Below are 20,264 nucleotides of genomic sequence, written 5' to 3'. Positions count from 1 at the left end.
CCCCGCAGCTACGCGTTGAACACGTAGTGATCCAGGCGCTCAAACGCCTCCTGCACCCGAGAAAGCGGCAGCGCGAGGTTCATGCGCACGTGGCAGGGCCCATGGAACGCGCGGCCGTCCTGCCAGTCAACGCCCACGCGCCAGCCAGCATGTTCAAGCCACTCGATGTCGCGCCCGTGGGCCTCGCACCACTCGCTGCAGTCGAGGAACAGCATGTAGGTCCCCTCGGGCTTGCTCACGCGCACGCCCTCGAAGCGCTCGCGGATATACCGGCACGCCCAGGAGACGTTGCCGTCCAGTACCTGCAGCAGCTCCTCAAGCCACGCCTCACCCTCGCGGCCATACGCGCCGATTAGCGCATGCATCGAAAGCACGTTCATCGAGTTGTAGCAGGACTTTCTGCTCTTTGCCACAACGCGGTCGCGCAGGTAGTCGTCGTAGATGATGTGGTAGCTTCCCACAAGCCCCGCCAGGTTGAAGGTCTTGCTCGGCGCATACAGCGCCACCGTGCGCCGGCGGGCGTCCTCGCTCACGGACTGCGTCGGTACATGCGTGTGCCCCGGCAGCACCAGATCGGACCATATCTCGTCGGAGATCACCACGCAGCGATGCTCGCGATAGATCTCCATCGCTCGCTCGAGCTCCCAGCGCTCCCACACGCGCCCACAGGGATTGTGGGGCGAGCAGAATACCGCCACGTGGATGTGGTTCTCCTCCAGCTTGGCGGCCATGTCCTCATAGTCCATGCGCCAGACACCCTGCTCGTCCTTGACCAGCGGCGACAGCACTATCTTGTATCCGTTCTCCTCTATGCAATGCGTAAAGCCAATGTAGGTTGGGCTGTGGAGAAGAACGGCATCACCCGGCGCGGCAAAGGCGGTGAGCGTGGATACAACGCCGCCCAACACGCCGTTCTCGTAGCCAATGTGATCAGCCGTCAGGCCGTGCACGCCGTTTCGTCGAGACTGCCAGTCAATAATGGCCTGGTAGTACTCATCGCGCGGCGAGAAGTAGCCAAACGCCGGATGCTGGATGCGCTCCGCCATAGCGCGCGTGATGGAGGGAGCCGTGGGGAAGTTCATGTCGGCGACCCACATGGGGATGGCATCGAAGCCCTCCGCCGGCGCGTCCGGAGCCATGCCGCCCGAGCCCAGCGCGTCGACCGCAATGGCATCCATGCCGTGTCGTTCCATAATTGATGTGAAGTCGTACGTCATGCGATCTCCTCTCGCCAGTCCTTGCACACATCCACCCAGCCCCGCGACACCGAGCAGCGCTCAAGCTCGGGAAGGGTGAGGCCAATCGCGCTGCTCTCGCTTCCCGCCGCAGGAAACACGAGGTCAAAGCGGCGCAGCGAAACGTCCAGGTACGTGCGCACGCCTGGCCTCACGGCAAACGGGCAGACGCCGCCCATGGGATGGCCTACCACCCGTGGCAAATCATCGGGCGACACAAAGCGCGGCTTTGTCCCAAACTCGCGCTTAAAGGCAGAGCTCCAGAGCTTTGCGTCACCCGCGCACACCACAAGAACGGCGCCCTCCCCCACCACGCACGCCATTGTCTTGGCAATGCGCGCCGGCTCGCAGCCCAGGTCGCGCGCAGCCAGCTCCACCGTGGCACTCGACTGGTCAAACTCGATGATTTTCTCAGCAACGCCAAAGGGCTCCAGATACGCTCGGACGCTCTCGACGGACATGGGCGGCATCCCCTCTCGAAGGGCTGCCCACTCGCCGGGCAGCATCACAAGAGAGTAGCCTATCACCGCTGACCGTAGGACTGCCCGGCGCCGAGAACCCCTTCCTCGTGCGAGGCAATGCCGTCGCTCTTGCGCAGCGCACGCTTGTTGACCAGGTGCTCCTTCCAGCCGTATGAGAGCTGGGGCGGCACGGGCGTATCCAGCTCAACGTGGCCAAAGGCGTTCACCACCCGCGTTCCGCAGGCAAGATCTCGTTCGCGCGAGAAATCCGTGATGTAGTTGGCGTGCACGTGACCGTGGACCATGAGGGCAGGACGCCAGCGTTCGAGCAGCACGTTGAAGCACTCGAAGCCGCGGTGCGGTAGGTCGTCCAAGTCCCCCACTCCACGTGCGGGAGCGTGGGCGAGAAGCACATCAAAACCGCCCAACAGACGGATGCTCGGCTCGACCTTGCGAATGCGGCGACGCATCTCCTGCTCGGTGGACATGTAGGTGCCGTCCTTGTAGCGCATGGAGCCGCCCAGTCCAACAATGCGCAGGCCGCGGTACACGTAGACGGAGTCGTCCACGCAGATGCAGCCCAGGGGCGGTTTGCGCCGATAGCCCTCGTCGTGGTTGCCGTGCACGTAGAGCACGGGACACGTGAGCATGGTGACGAGAAACTCGAGGTAGTCGGCATCGAGGTCACCCGCCGCCAGGACAAGGTCAACCCCCTCGAAGCGCGAGCGCCTGAAGTTGTCCCACAGCATGCGCTCCTCGACGTCGGCGATTGCAAGGATCCTCATGGCAGCGGCCCCCCGGCCACACCGCCGGCTAGCGGCCCCCCGGTCGCGCCGCCGGCCGGCCTCCCGGTCGCACCGCCGGCCACCGACGTCTCGTCGACGGGATGCCAGTTGTCGGGAAGGACGCCCTCCACGTTGTCGTTGAGCCAGTCCATGGACACCACGTCCTGCTCCCTCAGCCTGGGAGAGCCATCCGGCTGCACCACACCCATCTGGCTTCTCAGCTCTCCCGCAAAAGGCTCGAGCACGCCACGCTCGATGCCGCACGTAAGCTGCTCGACAAGCTTGCGCGAATAGTAGGGCAGATCGTCCGAGAGCCGCAGCCCAATGACGCCCGACGACATGCCGTACCAGTAACTTACCGCCTGCGGTCGCCCAGCGTCGCCGCCGTCCTGCCAGGATCCGTTGAGAAGCCCCTGGACAATGAGCTCGTAGTAGCGGCCCCAGTTCCACACCGGCAGGGCAAGGTTGTGCACGCGCCCGTTAACCATCTGGTAGAGCCCCAGCGCAAGTGGGTCGTCCCATGGCGCGGTAACGTCCGAGCCCGACATCACGGTGACGCCCTCGTCGGCCATCCGGTGGTAGAGGGAGTCGCCGCCACGCGTCGACCAGACCAGCCGCACCTTGACCTTGGGGTCAACCAGCGCCGCACCTATGGCAAAGGCGTTTATCTCGGCCACCGAACCAAACATAGGGACGTTAGCCTGGTAGCCCACGCGATGGTTGGTGGCAAAGCTCGCGGCAAGCGCACCCGTTACAAACTTGGCCTCATACATGCGCCCGTAGTAAGAGCGCACGCGACTGTGCGGCAGGTTGCACGAGCAGTTGAGGAAGCGCACCTCGGGATGGGTGATGGCCGCCTTGGCCGTGCTTGCCATGAGCGTGGGCGAGCACGTGAAGATCACCCGCACGCCCTGCTCGACAGCTGCGTCAACCACGGCCGTGAAGTCGTCTGAGGAGGAGCAGTCGTCGTACGCGATCGTCTGCACTGAGCCGCCAAAGTGTTTCTCGACCTCAAGACGACCGGCATCGTGGGCGCGCGCCCAGCTCGAGGTTGCAAGGGGCCCCTCGTAGAGAAACGCCAGGCGAAGCGGGTTGGCTGGCGAGTAGGGCGTGCGGTACGAGAGCCGCGAGAGAACGCCGGCGCGGGAGGTGGGATCTGCCTCCGGCTCGCTTACCAGCACCACATCCTCACGCGGACCGGCAAGAGCAAGCTCTGCCCACAGGCGGCCAAGGCGTTCGACCACAATGGAGGGCGGTGTGTCCAGAAGACGCTCGTCCGGGAAGTAGCTAAGGTACGCGAGAAGCGCGTCGCCGCAGGTTACGTCCAGGTGCGATCCGCCCGCACGCTGGTAGAGGGAGCGGAAGTACTGGTAGGTTGCGGTAAGCTCGCGAACGGCGTCATCGGGCCAGGGGGAGCAAAGATCGCGGCCGAGAAGCGCGGCAAGGCGCCGATAGGAGCCCTCGCGGGAAAACTCGATGTCGTAGGTGGGCACGGCTCGCCAGAACTCGAGGAACTCGCCGTAGAGCCGACGCTCCGGTGCGTCCCACGGGCGCGGGAGCAGGCGCGTGACCTCGGCCTCGATGGAATAGGCGCCAAGGTAGCGCATCACAGAGGTGCGCTTGTTGCCCTCCTCGACGTAGAAGCGGTGCATGTACTCGTAGACCTTGACGGGATCGCGGAAGCCCTCAGTGGTCTGGATGGTGTAGAGGTTCGACCACTTGGCGGCGAACTCCGTAGTGGGCGCAAGCACAGGCATAAAGGTGCGCGAGAAGGAACGCTGGCGGCCCTCGGTACGCGTGCCGGCCACCATCTCGAGGGGGATCTCCATGGTGCCCACGTGCACTTCGCCGACGGTGTCCCCGGGAGCAAGGACAGAGTCGAGCGCAGGCAGGTAGGGGTAGACGCCTGCCGAAGCGTCACGGCGCAGGTCGCGTTCGCCGCGACGGAGGGCCTTTCTGTACTCCTCGCTCATGGTGGCGGACGTCTCCCTTCGTGCGCACGACTTGTTCAGACAAGTATACCGTCGCAGGAGAGAATGCGCAGGCGAGAAGGCCGGAGCCGTGTGGGTCCGGACGCCACCCAAGGGCGCTACCCTCACTCCAAAAATCGGTACCGTTCGCCAATAAATCCTTGCCGTTTACCTCAACAAAGCCACGTCGTAATTTTCAACTTCGTTACCTAACGTCACCACTAGATAGCGTAGAATCTACCGCACAGTTTCAGAGCAAATGCGATGACAGGGCGAGTACTTGCCATTCCATCCCACAGCAAGCGGGCAAATTGAGAACCTGCGGTGGCTGGCAAGGAACATTCCCTCGAGCTGCTCGGGCGAACGCGCGCCGTCTCTGGGTCACCCCCCACGCAGACGGCTTGCAACTACCTCGGGCCGGAGTCCACCGTAACGGGCATCGGGAGAACGCACCACGTCTCACCTGAAATCGCATTTCTCACATGGAATAGGTTGTGCAGGAAGCGAGAGGTGACCATGGAACTTCGAAGCGATGCCATAAAGCGGGGCTTGGCCCGCGCTCCACACAGAAGCCTGCTCAAGGCCGACGGTCTCACGGACGAGGAGCTTGAACGTCCACTTGTGGCGGTTGTCTCGTCTCAGAACGAGGTCATCCCCGGCCACATCCACCTGGACAAGATCGCCGAGGCGGTTAAGGCCGGCGTCCGCATGGCAGGCGGCACTCCGCTGCAGGTAAACACCATTGGCGTCTGCGACGGCATCGCCATGAATCACGAGGGCATGCGCTTCTCGCTCACCAGCCGAGAAGTAATCGCCGACTCCGTCGAGTGCGCCATCCAGGGCCATCAGTTTGACGCCATGGTCCTCATCCCCAGCTGCGACAAGATCGTCCCCGGCATGCTCATCGCCGCCTGCCGCCTGGACATCCCCACCGTGCTGGTTTCCGGCGGCCCCATGCTCGCCGGCCGCGGTCGCCATGGCGAGGAGACCGACCTCAACAGCCTCTTTGACGCCGTGGGCCAGGTGACCGCTGGCACCATGACCGAGGACGAGATGCACTGGCTCGAGAACACCGCCTGCCCCACCTGCGGCAGCTGCTCGGGGATGTTCACCGCCAACTCCATCTGCTGCCTGGCCGAGGCCCTGGGCATCGCGCTTCCCGGCAACGGAACCATCCCTGCCGTCTACTCCGAGCGCATCCGCCTGGCAAAGCACGCCGGCATGAAGGTCATGGAGCTGCTCGAGAAGGGCATCACGGCCCGCAAGATCATCGACGCTCGCGCCGTACGCAACGGCATGGCGCTCGACCAGGCCTTTGGCGGCTCGACCAACACCATGCTGCACCTCACGGCCATCGCTCACGCCGCCGGCTGCCCCGTGACCATGGACGACTGGGACAAGGCCTGCTCGGCCACGCCCAACATCGTGCGCCTGGCACCCGCCGGCCCGCTCCACATCCAGGACCTGAACGACGTGGGTGGAGTCTCTGCCATCATCGGTGAGCTTGGCCGCTCCGGTCACCTTGACCTCACGGCCAACACCTGCCACGGGACCATGGGCGAGTGGGTCGAGCAGTGCCCGCCCGTCGACGGCAAGGTGGTTCGCCACATCGACAACCCCTACTCCCCCGATGGCGGCCTCAAGGTTATGCGCGGCTCCCTCGCGCCGGACTGCGGCGTGGTCAAGAAGAGCGCCGTCGATCCCAGCATGTACAAGCACACCGGCCCGGCGCGCGTCTTCGACTCCGAGGAGGCCGCCTGCGAGGCAATCTTTGGCGGCAAGATCAACCCCGGCGATGTCGTGGTAATTCGCTACGAGGGTCCCGCCGGCGGCCCCGGCATGCGCGAGATGCTCACCCCCACCTCCGCCATCTGCGGCATGGGGCTGGCAAAGTCCGTCGCGCTCATCACCGACGGCCGTTTCTCCGGCGCGAGCAAGGGCCCCTGCGTTGGCCACGTAAGCCCCGAGGCCGCAGCTGGCGGCCCCATCGCCCTGGTGCATGAGGGCGACCAGATCTCCATCGACATCGAGGCGGGCAAGCTCGACCTGCTTGTCAACGAGGACGAGCTGGCGCGTCGCCGCGCAGCCTGGGAGCCGCCCGCGCCCAGGTACACCACCGGCGTGCTCTCCCGTTACTCCAAGCTCGTAACCAGTGCAGACAAGGGGGCATACCTGTCATGACGAACACCGACAGCCATGCGGCGTCCGTCGCCGAGAAGCTCGCGCGCAAGCAGACTGCCATCGAGGGCAAGCCCTTTGGCATGGGGTCGCACTCCGAGTACGAGGGCAAGACCATGACCGGCGCCCAAGCGATCATCGCAAGCCTGGAGTGCGAGGGGGTCGACACGATCTTCGGCTACCCCGGTGGCCAGGCCATCAAGATCTACGACGCGCTCTATGACTCCAAGCGCATCCACCACGTGCTGGCCAGGCACGAGCAGGGCGCCACGCACATGGCCGACGGCTATGCCCGTGCCACGGGCAAGGTGGGTGTTGTTCTCGTCACCTCTGGTCCCGGCGCCACCAATACCGTGACGGGCATCATGACCGCCTACATGGACTCCGTTCCCCTGGTAGTCATCACCGGCCAGGTCACGCGCGGCGTCATTGGCACCGACTCGTTCCAGGAGTCCGACATCGTGGGCATCACCATGCCCATCGTGAAGCACTCCTTCCTGCTGCAGTCGACCGACGACCTCACGCGCACCTTCCGCGAGGCTTTCTACATCGCCTCCACCGGCCGACCAGGCCCCGTCCTCATCGACATTCCCAGTGACCTCTCCGGCGCGCAGATGGTCTTCCACTACCCCGACTCCATTAGCATCGCCAGCTACAAGCCCACCTATCGCGGAAACGCGCGGCAGGTCAAGCAGGCAGCAAAGCTCATCATGAAGGCCAAGCGACCGCTCATCTACGCAGGCGGCGGCATTGTGACGAGTCACGCCTGCCAGGAGCTGGTCGAGCTTTCCGAGACCATGGACATCCCCGTGGTGACCTCGCTCATGGGCAAGGGCGCCATGCCCTGCTCGAACAAGCACAACCTGGGCCCCGTGGGCATGCACGGTTCGAAGTACGCCAACATGGCCGTCATGGAGTGCGACCTGCTCATCGCCGTGGGCGCGCGCTTCTCAGACCGCGTGACCGGCAAGGTCTCGGAGTTCGCGCCACACGCCAAGATCATCCACATCGACATCGACCCTGCCGAGATCGGCAAGATCGTGAACCCAACGGTGCCCATCGTGGGCGACGCCAAGGTGGTTCTCGCCTCGCTCAACGAGCGCCTGCACAAGGAGGGCGCCAAGCCCGTGGATGACGGTTGGTTTGCCGAGGTCTGCTCCTGGCGCGAGCGCTGGCCGTTCTACACCGACGACTTTGCCAGCACCATCGACTACCCCGACAAGATCGCACCCGAGGTCGTGCTCTCCATGCTCTCGGACAAGCTTGATCCCGAGGCATCCATCGTCACCACCGAGGTGGGCCAGCACCAGATGTGGGCGCACCAGAACATCCACCGCGAGCACGCACGCACGTTCCTCTCGTCCGGCGGTGCCGGCACCATGGGCTTTGGCTTCCCAGCTGCCATTGGCGCCAAGATCGGCTGCCCCGACGACGAGGTGGTCTGCATCGCCGGCGACGGCTCGTTCCAAATGAACGTGCAGGAAATGGCAACCGCCATCCAGGAGAATGCGCCCGTCAAGGTGATGATCATCGACAACAGCGCCCTAGGCATGGTCTACCAGTGGCAGAAGCTCTTCTACCACGAGCGCTACTCGTTCACCAAGCTGCCCGATGTCCCCGACTTTGTGAAGCTGGCAGACGCCTACGGCTGGCGGGGCAAGCGCATCTCTCGCCCCGAGGAGGTCGAGGGCGCACTTGACGAGATGCTCGCCTCCAAGGAGCCGTACCTTCTGGACGTGGTGATTCCCACGGACCAGACCGTCTACCCCATGGTTGCCCCCGGCGCACCCATCGACGACATCATCGGCGCCCTGGACGTGACGCTCGGCGGCGTACGCGTCTCCGGCAAGGGCTTTGGCAAGGACGGTCGCCCCGCTACCGCGGACGGCGAGAAGGACGGTGACGAATGATGAAGCACATCCTCTCCGTGCTGGTCGAGAACAAGCCGGGCGTGCTCTCGCGCGTCACTGGCATGATCAGCCGCCGTGGGTTCAACATTGGCTCGCTCACCGTCGCCCCCACCGAGGACGAGAACCTCTCGCGCATGACCATCATCGTCGAGGCCGACGACGTGGGATTCGAGCAGATCACCAAGCAGCTAAACAAGCTCGTCTCGGTCTTCAAGATCTCGGACCTCACCGAGGACGACGCCATCGAGCGCGAGCTCATCCTCTTCAAGGTGCAGTGCTCTCCGGAGCGCCGCCACGAGATCATCGAGATCGCCGGCGTCTTCCGCGCCAACATCGTGGACGTGGGCAAGAACACGCTCACGGTGGAGGCAACGGGCACCGAGAGCAAGCTCGACGCGCTCGAGGATCTCTTCCGCAGCTACGGCATCCGCCAGCTCACGCGAACCGGCAAGATTGCGATGTCGCGCGGGCACGACCAGTAGCACCCCCGCGACGGCGCGAACGCGCCACAGCTACGGCGCCTGCGCTCAGGTCCCACACACGGTTCAACCCGCCGACCGGCGGATGAACATAGAAGGAAGCGGCACAAACGAAAGGAAGCATGACATGGCCGTCACCATCTACTACGAGAAGGACTGCGACCCCTCGATCATCAAGGGCAAGAAGGTCGCCATCATTGGTTATGGCTCCCAGGGTCACGCCCATGCGCTGAACCTCATGGACTCTGGCGTCGACGTGCGCGTCGGCCTTCGCGAGGGCTCCAAGTCCGCTGAGAAGGCCCGCGAGCACGGCCTCAAGGTGACCGACATGGCGACTGCGGCCAAGGAGGCCGACGTCGTGATGATCCTGACCCCCGACGAGACCCAGCCGGCGGTCTACAAGGAGTTCATCGAGCCCAACCTCGAGCCGGGCAACACCCTCGCCTTCGCTCACGGCTTCAACATCCACTACGGCTACATCAAGGCTCCCGAGGGCGTCAACGTGATCATGGTTGCCCCCAAGGGCCCGGGCCACATCGTGCGCCGTCAGTTCACCGAGGGCTCCGGCGTGCCTGACCTGGTCTGCGTCGAGACCGACGCCACCGGCGATGCGTGGCCTCTCGCCATGTCCTACGCGTGGGCCCTGGGTGGCGCCCGCTCCGGCCTCATCAAGGCGACCTTCGCCGAGGAGACCGAGGAGGACCTCTTTGGTGAGCAGGCCGTTCTCTGCGGTGGCCTGGTCGAGCTGGTCAAGGCTGGCTTCGAGACCCTCACCGAGGCTGGCTATCCCGAGGAGCTTGCCTACTTCGAGTGCTATCACGAGATGAAGATGATCGTGGACCTCATGTACGAGAAGGGCATCCACTTCATGAACTACTCCATCTCCAACACCGCCGAGTACGGCGAGTACTACGCCGGTCCGCTGGTGATCAACGACAAGTCGCGTGAGGCCATGAAGTACATCCTCAAGCGCATCCAGGACGGTTCCTTCGCCCAGGAGTTTGTGGACGACTGCAACAACGGCCACAAGAAGCTCCTCGAGGAGCGCGAGAAGATCAACACGCACCCCATCGAGACCACTGGCGCGCGCGTACGCTCCATGTTCTCCTGGCTTGCAAACGGCGAGGACTAACCTCGAAGCCGCGTGAGCTTGGCATTGCTGCATGATTGCCCCGCCGGGACCACCTTCCGGCGGGGCTTTTTGTGCCTTGAACGGGGGTGAGACAAAGGTGAGACAAAGGGACAGTCCCTTTGTCTCATGGAGCGAAGCGCCTTGTCCATCACGCGAATTCGATCCGTTTGCTAGTCCCTTCCAGCACTATGCAAGAGCGTCGTCGAAACAATTCGACATGTGTGCCCGTGCGCTGCATGAGGGCTATTCCATCGAAAGTCTTCCAGACAAGGAGCCAATTTCCAGCATTGCATACATGGCACCCATTGCTTCCAAATCAGCCACCAGCGAGCGAATGCATGTTATGCCTTCGGCTTAGCTCACAATGCAATTCCGAACTATTTTCAATGATGAGATGGAGAGATGCGGACTGGATTTCGCACAAAAATGGTCTATCGGACGGCGGAATCGCAATCGCTGCATAAAAATGGGTTATCGGACAGTGCCCCGACTCTACTGAAATCAAATATATAACTATATATACTCTGGTTCGCATGACATTTAAATAATATGCATAATCTTGCATATATAGTTGCAGGTTTGATGTTTGTAGCCTGGACACACTGTCCGATAGAGCATTTTTATGCACGGATTCCCAAATCCCTGTCCGTTAGAGCATTTTTGTGCAGCGCATGAGACAAAGGGACAGTCCCTTTGTCTCATGGGGAGGCGGGGTCATGCGCATAGCGTTGATAACGGGTGCGTCGAGCGGCCTGGGGCGCGAGTACGCGCGCTGGGCGAGCGAGCACGGCAATTACGACCAGATCTGGGCAGTAGCCCGCAGGCACCAGCGCCTCCAGGAGCTGGCGGTAGAGCTCTCAACGCCCGTACGGCCAGTCACTCTCGACCTCACTGAGAAGACCTCGATCGCGCAGCTCGAGGGGCTTCTCGACCAAGCGGCGTCGCAATGCGAGGCGCGTGGCGAGAAGTTCACGGTGGCCCTTCTCGTCAACGCGGCCGGCCTGGGGAAGTTTGGCACGTACGCCGACCTCACCTGCGAGGAAGTCGACACGATGGTCGACCTCAACTGCCGTGCACTTGTCGACGTGACGCAGGCAGCTCTCTCGCACATGGAGCGCGGCGGGCGCATCATCCAGATAGCGTCGAGCGCCTCGTTTCAGCCGCTGCCCGGGCTGAACGTCTACGCGGCAAGCAAAGCGTTTGTCCGTAGCTACACGCGTGCCCTCCGCTTTGAGCTGCGCGGACGCGGCATCTTTGTGACGGCGGTATGTCCGCTGTGGGTGAAGACCGAGTTCATCGACGTCGCGCGGCAGACGGCCAATGGTCAGACCGTGCGCCACCCCTTCCCCGTGCTTAGCGCGCGCCGGGTGGTTCGCTGGTCAATGCTGGTAAACGCCCTAAACTACCCCGTTGCCACGTGCTGCGTGACGGGGCTCCTCATGAGGATTGCCGACAAGATCATCCCCGCGCCCCTGATCATGTGGATCTGGGAGGGCCTGCGCCGCGTATGAGCGCGGGACCTCAGAAAGCCTGAAAGGTGCGCGCCAACAGACGGGTGTACCATGACAGCCCACTGTCCGGAAGAAGTCAGGAGTACCAGTGCAAGAGGGAGCAAAGCCAGCCGCCCGTGAGGTCTTGACAGCCGCGTGGCCGGTCATGCTCTCCTACGTGGCCGTGGGCCTTCCCTGTGGCGTGCTTGCCGCCAAGGCCGGCATGACGCCGCTCATGAACTTTGTCCTTGGGTTCTCGTACCTCTCTGGCGGCGGACAGTTCATGATGAGCAACCTGTGGCTGGCCGGAGCCCCGCTGGGCTCGATCATCGCTTCGGTGGCGGCCATCTCCACGCGCTTCGCGCTCTACTCGGCATCCCTCGCGCCGCACCTCAAACGCTTTGGGCGCAGGCAGTCGCTGGCCATTGCGTGCTGCTACACGGAAGAGGCGTACGGCATCACGCTCTCGCGCCTTGCCTCGGGCGAGACGTGGACTGCCGGCCACGCCCTTGGCCTCAACGTGTGCGTGCAGCTCACCTGGGCTCTTTCGTGCGCGGCCGGCGCCGCGCTTGGCTCCGTGGTCGACATCCCCACCGCCATCGCAGGCTTTGCGATGACCTCGCTCTTCATCTACCTGCTCTACTCGCAGCCCCACACGCGCGGCACCGCATGCGCTGCGCTAGGGGCGGCGCTCACCGTTGCGCTCTGCAAGTGGAGCGGGTTGGCAGGTGTGGCCGTGCCGCTTGCGGCGCTTGTGGGCGTAGGCGCGGGGATGGCGTCGGGACTCGCGCCGCGCCGACGTAACGGTAACGGCAGCGCCCCGGCCGCGCCCGCCGCAGGAGGTGACGCGCGATGAGCACCTCTCAGTTCCTCGTGCTGTGGCTCTTCTCGTTCGCGTTCATCCTCGTGTGCCGCGTGGCACCCGTAGTCGCCCTGCGCGGGCGACCCCTCTCGCCGCGCGTGGTGGAGGCGCTGGGCTACATCCCGCCGGCCGCCTTTGCGGCCCTGGTTGCAAACGACCTGCTCTCCCCCACCATGTTCGACGCCGGTCTGTGGGCGGGGCTCATGCCGCTGGTGGCGGCGGGTGTGGTGGTGCTCGTGGCATGGCGAACCCGCTCGATGCTATGGTGCTGCGTGTCGGGAGTCGCAGCGTACGTCCTGCTCTCCCTTGTCTAGCGGTGCCAGGTGGCTGGAGGAGAAAGCATGGTCGAGCAGAGCTTTAGCGTCGAGGGCGAGAAGGCCACCCTCCGTGCGATAGAGCCGGCTGCAGGTGGCAACGCTCCCCTGGCCAGCGTTCCCGTGGTCTACCTTCACGTCTTTGAGGGTGACGGGGCAGACGTGTGGCGGCGCCTTGGCGAGGGGACCAGGCAGTCCATGGCACTCGTGGCGATAGAGCCTAGGAGCTGGGATAACGACCTCACTCCGTGGCCAGCCCCGCCCACGTTTCGCGGCGCCAGGCCCTACGAAGGCTTCGCGGAATCACAGCTCGAGCTTCTCGGCCGCGCAATAATGCCCGAGGCCGAGGCGCTTCTCGCCCAGCACGGCATGGCGCCGGCCTTCTCGGCGCTTGCGGGCTACTCGCTGGCGGGGCTCTTTACCGCGTGGGCGGCAACGCGGTGCAGCCTTTTCGAATGCGTTGCCAGTGTGTCGGGCTCGCTGTGGTATCCGGACTTTGTCAAATACGTCGCAGGTAACAGGCCAAATTCCACCGTGCGGCGCGCGTACTTCTCGCTTGGGGACGCCGAGCCGCGCACGCGCAACCGCACGATGCGGAGCGTGCTCGAGGACACACGCCGGGTTGCGGAGCGCTTCGAGCAGTTTGGCACCGCAACGCGGTTTGAGCTCAATCCCGGCAACCACTTCACCGATGAGGACCTGCGCACCGCCCGCGGCATTCGCTGGCTGCTGGATAGCGATGCAGAGACGGGACCCGCAGGCGAGACGCGCTAGGCCTGGCCTGGGGCGGCATCTGGCAGATCGCAGACGTCCTCGAAGTGCGTAATGCCTGCGTAGGGCGCCAGACGGGGGTCCGCCATGAGCGCGCGAGCCTCCTCGGCCCTGTCCCAGTAGTGCATGGGGAAGAGCGCGTTGGTACCCACAACGTCCATGAAAGCAGCAACTCCTGCCGCTGGATCCTGAAGGCGTGGGTCGAGTGGAACAAACGCCAGGTCAACGGCGCTGTTGGCAATGCGCGAGAGCTCCGTGCGGAAGAACTTCTCGGATGCCTCGTTCTGTTCGGCCGGGCGCGCCCACTGCCAAGAGTTGAGATCACCCGAGAAGTAGACCGAGGTACCGCATGCGTGGACGAGAAATGCCACGCCCTCGTCGTTGGACTCGAGGGTCTGGATGGAGAGCGTGCCGGGGGCTGCCCCAGGAGCGACAGGTAGCTGCAGCTCGTAGGTTGCGTGCGGCTCGACAGAGATCACGCGCGCATCCGCCGGCGCGTCTGCCGCGACGTCCTTGTCCAGCACGTAGCGCACGTCTGCGAACTGCTCGCGCAGCGGCCAGATGCACTGCCCGTAGTGGTCGTGGTGCTCGTGCGAGACAAACACGATAAGCGGCAGGTCTCGCCGAAGCTTGGGAAGCTCGCCCGTGTACCAGTCAAAGAGCAGCGTGCAGGCGGTAAGCTCGACGGCAAAGCCGCTGTGGTAGATGTGCGTGACGCGCATGGTTTGTCCTTTCTGGCCGTGCTGCCGGGGGCAATGGCTGAGGCAATCGCGGGTACTACTCCGCCCAGAAGACGCGACCGTCCTTGCGCGCAGGCTGGGCCTTCTCGGCGTCAGGGTAGCCAATCACCACGTGGCCGATGCCCTCGTAGTCGCCCTCCACGCCCAGACTTGCCAGCAGCTCCTTGTAGCGAGGCTCCTCGAACTCCTCCTTGGCACGGTGGATCCAGTGGCCACCCAGGCCAAGCGACTGCGCGGCAAGCAGCATGTTCTCGATGGTCGCCGAGCCGTCGTACACGCGCGTGGGCATTGCTGCGCTGGCGAGAACCACAAGGACAACGGGCGCGCCATAGAACGGATCCATGCCCTCTGGGGCACCCATGATACGGCGGTTCTCCTCGGCCAGCTCGTCGCGAAGCTTGCGGTTGGTCACGGCAACGATGATGGGAGACTGCTTGCCCATGCCCGAGGGCGCCCACAAACCCGCCTCGATGACGCGCTCGACCAGCTCGCGCGCAACGGGAACCTGCTTGAACCTTGGGGTGCTGCGACGTTCACGAATGCATTTCTCGACCTCGTTCATAGCTCCTCCAATGTGGTTGAAACGCGCGGCCTGCCCATGCATGGCCTCGCTCCCTCGTCTCCCTGGGCGGCTCCCCGGCGGCCCTCGGCTGCTCCCCCAGCTGCGTTCCCTGCAGAGAATATCGCTCTTTCTTAATCATCGCTTACGTTTGCCCAGTTGTTGCCTATCGGTTTTAGGAAATAGCGATAATCTGCGCAAGCCGAGGCCAATGAGACCCCCCCAGAGAGGGGCAAGCTCACTCAGCTTGCGCCTACGCAGCCACCTGCTGGGCGAGAAGCACGGCGGCCATGCCCAGGCCGGCGCTCAACATCACGTACGCCACGGCGACCAGCGGCTCACCGCGCTGCACCAGACCAACGCTTTCGAGCGCAAACGTGGAAAACGTCGTAAACCCGCCGCAGAGGCCCACCTTGAGAAAGAGGACGAGCCGCGAGTCAAGCTCGTGACCCGCAGCAACAGTGGCAACGATAAGCCCAATCACAAACGCGCCCACAATGTTGGTGAGAAGGGTCGCCAGCGGGAAACCCGCGTCTCCCACACTCTTGAACGGCGCAAGCGAGATGAGGTAGCGGAGAAGCGAGCCAAGCGCTCCCCCAGCGCAGACGGCAAGGCAATCAAACAGCGCAGGCATGGTCGCGACCTTCCAAACGAGACGAGCGGGATTCCGCCCAACGCAGAAGCCATCAGCACCATGCGGTTTGGCGAGCGCGCCCGCCGGGGAGGCCTCATTCCCTGGCGGGCAGCGTAGCACAGTCGACAGATGCCTGCCCATCCGACTCTCTGGGCCACAGCAGGCCCTTTTCCTCAAGACGCAAGACTTCCCGACCACCCACCTGGCACAAATTGACGGTTGGGGGTAGCTTTTTCGGGGGTGTCCCAAGTACAAAATGGTTCAATGTTTGTTAAACCGCAGGTCAGAAAATTGTTATATGCATCCATACATATCAATTCTTTTCCGAAAACTGCCACCAACCGTCAATCTGTACTGGCGGGTTCGAAGAAAGCATCCAAAAACGGCCGGTAATTGGACAAGGCGTGGGGAACGCCAGTCACGCCGAGGCCTTCAGCCCCGCGTTACCAAGGCTTAACAAAAATAGGGGTTGCGACAGCAGGCATAACGGGCGTAAAGTGTGCCGCAACAAGCACAAACTGCCCAAGCGGCAAGATTCACGAGAGGAGCGCCAGAGATGAACCGCATCGCCACTAACGTCGCACGTATGTCCATGAACTGGTGGTGGCGCGATTCGCAAGCGGTCGGTCGATCGTGAGTCTCTCGCGCCATATATTCGCGAACTAAGAGGGCTCCCGGTTTGACCGGGGCCCTCTTTTTTGTGCAAGCACACCCAACGAGCTATTCGAAATCACACACAGCGTCATCAAGCAGAAGGGAACAAACCATGTCCGAGAACACCACCAAGCAGCAGGCCCGCACCGTCACCTCCGAAGATCACGGCAAGCTCGACGTCCGCGCCCTGGTGCTTCTCGCCGTCCTGCTCGCAGCAGGCTTCATCCTCAACTTCACCGTGGGCAAGGCCATCGCCAGCGTCTCCGGCGGCATGATCAGCCCCGAGTTCATCATCTCGGCATTCTGCCTCACCATCCTGGTCATTCGCCCCAACGTCCCGCAGGCCTTGGTAATCGGCCTCATCTCCGCGGCCGTAATCCAGATCACCACCACCTCCCCCTTTGTTGACTTTGCTGCCGAGGGCGTGGCCGCCATGCTCATGGCCGTCATCGTGAGCGCCGGCATGCGCGGCGGCGCCAAGAAGTTCGTGCCTGCCATCGGCACCTTCGTCACCACCGTGGTCTCCGGCGTCATCTTCATGGTCATCCGCATCGCCATGGTCGGTGCCGCCCAGGAGCTCGCCGCCGCCATGCTCCCCGTGGTCTTGGCAACCGGCATCTTCAACGCCATTCTCGTCCAGGCCCTCTACATCCCCGTGTGCAAGGCCCTCAAGGTCAACGACTAGCCCGCCCTCGACCACACCTCCGCAAGCAGCGCAAACGAAAGGAACCCACCATGTCCCAGCAGAACGCAAGCCAGGCACGCACCGTTACCACCGCCGAGCACTCCGGCACGGCCGATGTCTCCTCGCTCGTCCTTCTCGCCGTCCTTCTTGCCGCAGGCTTCATCCTCAACATGACCGTGGGCAACGCCCTTGCCATCGTGGGCATCAAACCGCAGTTCATCATTGCCTCCTACGCGCTGGCAATCCTGCTCTCCAACGCCGGCTTTGGCCAGGCGGCCGTCTTTGGCCTGGTCTCGGCCGCAGTCATCCAGCTCACCACCTCGATTCCCGGACTTAACTTCGCAACCGAGCTCGTCGCCGCACTGGTGATGGCCGCCCTCATCCGCCGTCCCATCGAGATCGGCGGCCGCAACGTCACCCCGCTCGTCGCCGCGTTCCTGACCACGCTCGTCTCGGGCGCGCTCTTCGCCGTGGCCGGCACGCTCATCATGGGAGCGGCGCTCGGCACCGTGGTTGTGAAGATCCCCCTCGTTCTGGGCACCGCCGTCTTCAACGCCGTCGTGGTGCAGGCGCTCTACTTCCCCCTCAAGAAGGTCCTCAAGAAGTAGTTCCGCTAGGATAGCGAACCGCACGTGAGACAAAGGGACAGTCCCTTTGTCTCACGTATGGGGCAGGGGTACCCTTGCCTCCACTCCAACATTGGCATGAGACAAAGGGACTGTCCCTTTGTCTCACGAAAGGCTCTTATGACCGCACGGGAAGATAAGTCCATCATCGAGATGAGCCACGTAACGTTCTCTTACGACGCGCCCGCCGAGGGCGGCGCCGAGAACAGCGAAGACGCCGCGCTGCGCGACGTGTCGCTGAGCATCGGCGAGGGCGAGTTCGTGGGCGTGATTGGCCCCTCGGGCGCCGGCAAGTCCACGCTCGCCTCCGTGATGTCGGGCGCCATCCCCCACCACTACCACGGCGCCCTTTACGGCGCCACGCTGGTGGACGGGCACGACACCTGCGACGTATCGCTCACCGACATCTCGCAGATAGTTGGCAGCGTGCTGCAGGACATCGACACCCAGATGGTTGCCTCGGTGGTCGAGGACGAGATGCTCTTTGGCCTCGAGAACTTTGGGGTGCCCCACGACCAGATTGAGGAGCGTATTTCCCAGACGCTCGAAACCGTGGGCATCTCCAACCTGCGCGATCGCGAGATAGCCACGCTCTCGGGCGGCCAGAAGCAGAAGGTGGCCATCGCCGCCATTCTCGCCATGCGCCCTCGCGTCCTGGTGCTCGACGAACCCACCGCCGCGCTGGATCCCGCTTCCTCCAAGCTCGTCTTTGACACGCTGCGCAAGGTGCGCGAGGAGGGCGTCACCGTGGTGGTCATCGAGCAGAAGGTGGCGCTGCTTTCGGAGTACTGCGACCGCATCCTGGTGATGAGCAAGGGGTCGCTCGTGCTCGACGGCGCGCCGCGAGAGGTCTTCTCGCACGGCGACGAGCTGCGGCGCATTGGCGTCGACAGCCCGCGCGTGGCGCGCGTGTACAACTCGCTTGCCAAGGACGGCCTGGTGGCGGGCGGTGCGCCGTGCCTTACCGTGCCCGAAGCCAAGACCCTCATTACCGGATTGATACAGCCAGCGTCCAAGACCAGCTGCCACGTGGCGAGCGCCGAGGAGGGCACGCGCGAGGCGGGCTTCCGCGCCGGCTCCAAGCACGTAGCCGCGCCGCGCCCGCATGCGGAGGGCGCGCAGCCGGTGGTGAGCCTCGAGGACGTGAGCTTTGCCTACCCCGGGGGCACGGCTTCCGTCGACCACCTGAACATGCGGGTGTTCCCTGGCGAGGTCGTGGGCATCGTTGGCCAGAACGGCGCCGGGAAGACCACGCTCACCAAGCTCCTTAACGGCCTGCTGCGCCCGGCTTCGGGCACCGTACGGTTGGCGGGTCTCGACACGCACGAGGTTCCCACCAGCGCAATTGCCGCCCACTGCGCAACGCTCTTCCAGAACCCGGACTACCAGCTCTGCAAGGACACCGTGCTTGAAGAGGTCGCCTTTGGCCTCACGTTGCAGGGCGTGGACGAGAAGGACGCGCGCACGCGGGCGAGCGCGGTGATCGAGCGCTTTGGGCTGCCTGCGGACGAGGCGCCCTTCTCGCTCTCGCGTGGTCAGCGACAGATGGTCGCCCTGGCCTCCGTGGTGGTGACGGAGCCGGAGGTGGTCCTTCTCGACGAGCCCACAAGCGGCCTTGACTACCGCGAGTGCATGACCGTGATGGACACGGTGAGCGAGATGGCCGAGCGCGGCTGCGCCGTAATCATGGTCTGCCACGACATGGAGGTTGTCTCGGACTTTGCCGAGAGGATCGTGGTCATGGCAAACGGGCACATCCTCGATCGCGGGGGCACGCTCGAGATGTTCTCCAACGCGGAGCTCATGCGGGAGGCAAGCGTGAAGGCGCCGCAGGTCATCGAGCTGTCAGAGGCACTCGCACGCGAGCTGTCACCCGAGTTTGCCGGTATCAGCCAGGTGTCTGGCATCGTCGACCTCACCGAGGAGATGGTACGCCGTGGTTAACGTGATCGACTACGTGCCGGGAGACACCCTGCTGCATCGGCTGAACCCGGTGACAAAGCTGGGCATTGCCGCAGCAATCATCGTCGCGATGTTTCTGGCCGACACCTACCCCATGCTGCTGGCACTTCTCGCCCTCACCTTTGCGCTGGGCGCGTATGCGCACGCCACGTCCAAGCTGGTCTCGCTGCTCAAGCTGCTGGTGCCGCTGGCGGTGGTGATGCTTCTGCTGCAGACCGCGTTTGTGCGCGGAGGCGAGCCGGTAGTTGCGTGGATGACCACGGACGGCCTGGTCACGGGTAGCAAGGCATGCCTGCGCCTTCTGGGTGTGGCGCTGCCGCTCATTCTCATGCTGAGCGTAACCAAGCTCAACGACCTTGCCAACGCCTGCGTTGAGGTACTGCACATTCCGTACCGCTACGCGTTCACGTTTACCACGGCGCTGCGCTTTGTGCCGGTGTTCAGCCAGGAGATGAACGCGATTATGGAGGCGCAGACGGCGCGCGGCGTTGAGTACGACACCAAGAACCCCATCCGTAAGCTGCAGCTCATGCTGCCGCTGTGCGTGCCGCTGCTGGTGAGCTCGGTGGGCAAGACCGACGCGACGGCGCTTGCCGCCGAGCAGCGCGGCTTTTACCTGCGCACGCGCGAGAGCAGCTTCAAGCGCTATCCCATGGCGGGTCGCGACGTAGCGGTGCTCGTGGCATGCGCCGCGCTGGTGGTTGCCGGCGTGCTGCTGTAGCGGCGAGCGGGGCGCGGGCCGGAGCCGCCGAGGCCGGTCGCGGGCCGGGGCGCCACGAGGCCACTTTTGGCAGCAACTCCGCACGTAGCCCCCGCC

General features: G+C 63.9%; 19 protein-coding genes and 1 riboswitch. Of the genes, 12 read left to right on the top strand and 7 right to left on the bottom strand.

From position 1 onward, the window contains the following. Nucleotides 1–8 precede the first annotated feature (8 nt). The 4 genes from BMX94_RS08905 to BMX94_RS08890 all read right to left on the bottom strand — a co-directional run bounded on the left by BMX94_RS08905 (nt 9) and on the right by BMX94_RS08890 (nt 4,454). Nucleotides 9–1,217, bottom strand: coding sequence for a MalY/PatB family protein (locus BMX94_RS08905; protein WP_091005716.1), 1,209 nt, complete (start codon nt 1,215–1,217; stop codon nt 9–11). Next, nucleotides 1,214–1,696, bottom strand: a complete 483-nt coding sequence (locus tag BMX94_RS08900) for a YbaK/EbsC family protein (protein ID WP_091005742.1) — start codon at nt 1,694–1,696, stop codon at nt 1,214–1,216. Before BMX94_RS08900 ends, BMX94_RS08905 begins: the two co-directional genes overlap by 4 nt. A 62-nt stretch (nt 1,697–1,758) precedes the next feature. Next, entirely contained in the window at nt 1,759–2,481 is a 723-nt protein-coding gene (locus BMX94_RS08895) for a metallophosphoesterase family protein (protein ID WP_091005715.1), read from the bottom strand. After that, nucleotides 2,478–4,454: a BMP family ABC transporter substrate-binding protein gene (locus tag BMX94_RS08890; RefSeq protein WP_091005713.1), complete on the bottom strand. Its 1,977-nt coding sequence runs from the start codon at nt 4,452–4,454 to the stop codon at nt 2,478–2,480. The genes BMX94_RS08895 and BMX94_RS08890 overlap by 4 nt, the downstream gene beginning before the upstream one ends. A gap of 513 nt (nt 4,455–4,967) precedes the next feature. Here BMX94_RS08890 and ilvD point away from each other — a divergent pair. The 8 genes from ilvD to BMX94_RS08850 all read left to right on the top strand — a co-directional run bounded on the left by ilvD (nt 4,968) and on the right by BMX94_RS08850 (nt 13,590). Continuing rightward, the gene (gene ilvD / locus BMX94_RS08885; protein WP_091005712.1) at nt 4,968–6,632 is read left to right on the top strand and encodes a dihydroxy-acid dehydratase; all 1,665 of its coding nucleotides are present in this window, start codon (nt 4,968–4,970) and stop codon (nt 6,630–6,632) included. Continuing rightward, on the top strand, nt 6,629–8,539 hold the full coding sequence (gene ilvB, locus BMX94_RS08880) for a biosynthetic-type acetolactate synthase large subunit (protein ID WP_091005710.1): 1,911 nt from the start codon (nt 6,629–6,631) through the stop codon (nt 8,537–8,539). Before ilvD ends, ilvB begins: the two co-directional genes overlap by 4 nt. Beyond that, the gene (gene ilvN / locus BMX94_RS08875; RefSeq protein WP_286160069.1) at nt 8,536–9,021 is read left to right on the top strand and encodes an acetolactate synthase small subunit; all 486 of its coding nucleotides are present in this window, start codon (nt 8,536–8,538) and stop codon (nt 9,019–9,021) included. Before ilvB ends, ilvN begins: the two co-directional genes overlap by 4 nt. 124 nt (nt 9,022–9,145) lie before the next feature. Beyond that, nucleotides 9,146–10,150, top strand: a complete 1,005-nt coding sequence (ilvC, locus tag BMX94_RS08870) for a ketol-acid reductoisomerase (RefSeq protein WP_091005708.1) — start codon at nt 9,146–9,148, stop codon at nt 10,148–10,150. A 716-nt stretch (nt 10,151–10,866) separates the two neighbouring features. Beyond that, the gene (locus BMX94_RS08865) at nt 10,867–11,661 is read left to right on the top strand and encodes an SDR family NAD(P)-dependent oxidoreductase (RefSeq protein ID WP_091005706.1); all 795 of its coding nucleotides are present in this window, start codon (nt 10,867–10,869) and stop codon (nt 11,659–11,661) included. Nucleotides 11,662–11,749: 88 nt separating this feature from the next. Next, a complete protein-coding gene (locus tag BMX94_RS08860) occupies nt 11,750–12,496 on the top strand; it encodes an AzlC family ABC transporter permease (RefSeq protein WP_143052304.1) in 747 nt (248 codons plus the stop codon). After that, nucleotides 12,493–12,816 (top strand): AzlD domain-containing protein, encoded by a 324-nt coding sequence (locus BMX94_RS08855; RefSeq protein ID WP_091005703.1) that lies wholly within the window; start codon nt 12,493–12,495, stop codon nt 12,814–12,816. The genes BMX94_RS08860 and BMX94_RS08855 overlap by 4 nt, the downstream gene beginning before the upstream one ends. Before the next feature lie 27 nt (nt 12,817–12,843). After that, the gene (locus BMX94_RS08850) at nt 12,844–13,590 is read left to right on the top strand and encodes an alpha/beta hydrolase (protein ID WP_091005701.1); all 747 of its coding nucleotides are present in this window, start codon (nt 12,844–12,846) and stop codon (nt 13,588–13,590) included. Here BMX94_RS08850 and BMX94_RS08845 read toward each other — a convergent pair. The 3 genes from BMX94_RS08845 to crcB form a co-directional block, all read right to left on the bottom strand. Further along, nucleotides 13,587–14,309 (bottom strand): MBL fold metallo-hydrolase, encoded by a 723-nt coding sequence (locus BMX94_RS08845; RefSeq protein WP_091005699.1) that lies wholly within the window; start codon nt 14,307–14,309, stop codon nt 13,587–13,589. The two genes, BMX94_RS08850 and BMX94_RS08845, sit on opposite strands and share 4 nt — an antisense overlap. Nucleotides 14,310–14,364: 55 nt before the next feature. Continuing rightward, the gene (locus tag BMX94_RS08840) at nt 14,365–14,889 is read right to left on the bottom strand and encodes a nitroreductase (RefSeq protein ID WP_091005697.1); all 525 of its coding nucleotides are present in this window, start codon (nt 14,887–14,889) and stop codon (nt 14,365–14,367) included. Nucleotides 14,890–15,139: 250 nt separating this feature from the next. Beyond that, on the bottom strand, nt 15,140–15,520 hold the full coding sequence (gene crcB / locus BMX94_RS08835; RefSeq protein ID WP_091005696.1) for a fluoride efflux transporter CrcB: 381 nt from the start codon (nt 15,518–15,520) through the stop codon (nt 15,140–15,142). A 36-nt stretch (nt 15,521–15,556) separates the two neighbouring features. Beyond that, nucleotides 15,557–15,631: riboswitch (Fluoride riboswitch) on the bottom strand. 655 nt (nt 15,632–16,286) lie between these two features. On the opposite strand from crcB, the gene BMX94_RS08830 reads away from it, so the two are divergent. From BMX94_RS08830 to BMX94_RS08815, 4 genes are all read left to right on the top strand, one after another. Beyond that, the gene (locus BMX94_RS08830) at nt 16,287–16,859 is read left to right on the top strand and encodes a hypothetical protein (protein WP_091005694.1); all 573 of its coding nucleotides are present in this window, start codon (nt 16,287–16,289) and stop codon (nt 16,857–16,859) included. A gap of 50 nt (nt 16,860–16,909) precedes the next feature. Then, nucleotides 16,910–17,467: a tryptophan transporter gene (locus BMX94_RS08825; RefSeq protein WP_091005692.1), complete on the top strand. Its 558-nt coding sequence runs from the start codon at nt 16,910–16,912 to the stop codon at nt 17,465–17,467. A gap of 138 nt (nt 17,468–17,605) precedes the next feature. Beyond that, entirely contained in the window at nt 17,606–19,429 is a 1,824-nt protein-coding gene (locus BMX94_RS08820) for an ABC transporter ATP-binding protein (protein ID WP_091005690.1), read from the top strand. Beyond that, the gene (locus BMX94_RS08815; protein ID WP_091005688.1) at nt 19,422–20,168 is read left to right on the top strand and encodes an energy-coupling factor transporter transmembrane component T family protein; all 747 of its coding nucleotides are present in this window, start codon (nt 19,422–19,424) and stop codon (nt 20,166–20,168) included. Before BMX94_RS08820 ends, BMX94_RS08815 begins: the two co-directional genes overlap by 8 nt. Nucleotides 20,169–20,264 lie beyond the last annotated feature (96 nt).

The organism is Olsenella sp. KH3B4, assembly GCA_900111695.1.
Classification (GTDB): domain Bacteria; phylum Actinomycetota; class Coriobacteriia; order Coriobacteriales; family Atopobiaceae; genus Tractidigestivibacter.
This window is presented reverse-complemented; position numbering and strand designations above follow the sequence as displayed.

Coding starts and splice junctions, on each gene's coding strand:
- BMX94_RS08895 (WP_091005715.1), bottom strand. CDS start 2,481: ATGAGGATCCTTGCAATCGCCGACGTCGAGGAGCGCATGCTGTGGGAC.
- ilvD (WP_091005712.1), top strand. CDS start 4,968: ATGGAACTTCGAAGCGATGCCATAAAGCGGGGCTTGGCCCGCGCTCCA.
- BMX94_RS08850 (WP_091005701.1), top strand. CDS start 12,844: ATGGTCGAGCAGAGCTTTAGCGTCGAGGGCGAGAAGGCCACCCTCCGT.
- crcB (WP_091005696.1), bottom strand. CDS start 15,520: ATGCCTGCGCTGTTTGATTGCCTTGCCGTCTGCGCTGGGGGAGCGCTT.
- BMX94_RS08905 (WP_091005716.1), bottom strand. CDS start 1,217: ATGACGTACGACTTCACATCAATTATGGAACGACACGGCATGGATGCC.
- BMX94_RS08820 (WP_091005690.1), top strand. CDS start 17,606: ATGACCGCACGGGAAGATAAGTCCATCATCGAGATGAGCCACGTAACG.
- BMX94_RS08840 (WP_091005697.1), bottom strand. CDS start 14,889: ATGAACGAGGTCGAGAAATGCATTCGTGAACGTCGCAGCACCCCAAGG.
- BMX94_RS08830 (WP_091005694.1), top strand. CDS start 16,287: ATGTCCGAGAACACCACCAAGCAGCAGGCCCGCACCGTCACCTCCGAA.
- BMX94_RS08845 (WP_091005699.1), bottom strand. CDS start 14,309: ATGCGCGTCACGCACATCTACCACAGCGGCTTTGCCGTCGAGCTTACC.
- BMX94_RS08900 (WP_091005742.1), bottom strand. CDS start 1,696: ATGTCCGTCGAGAGCGTCCGAGCGTATCTGGAGCCCTTTGGCGTTGCT.
- BMX94_RS08890 (WP_091005713.1), bottom strand. CDS start 4,454: ATGAGCGAGGAGTACAGAAAGGCCCTCCGTCGCGGCGAACGCGACCTG.
- BMX94_RS08865 (WP_091005706.1), top strand. CDS start 10,867: ATGCGCATAGCGTTGATAACGGGTGCGTCGAGCGGCCTGGGGCGCGAG.
- ilvC (WP_091005708.1), top strand. CDS start 9,146: ATGGCCGTCACCATCTACTACGAGAAGGACTGCGACCCCTCGATCATC.
- BMX94_RS08825 (WP_091005692.1), top strand. CDS start 16,910: ATGTCCCAGCAGAACGCAAGCCAGGCACGCACCGTTACCACCGCCGAG.
- ilvN (WP_286160069.1), top strand. CDS start 8,536: ATGATGAAGCACATCCTCTCCGTGCTGGTCGAGAACAAGCCGGGCGTG.
- BMX94_RS08855 (WP_091005703.1), top strand. CDS start 12,493: ATGAGCACCTCTCAGTTCCTCGTGCTGTGGCTCTTCTCGTTCGCGTTC.
- ilvB (WP_091005710.1), top strand. CDS start 6,629: ATGACGAACACCGACAGCCATGCGGCGTCCGTCGCCGAGAAGCTCGCG.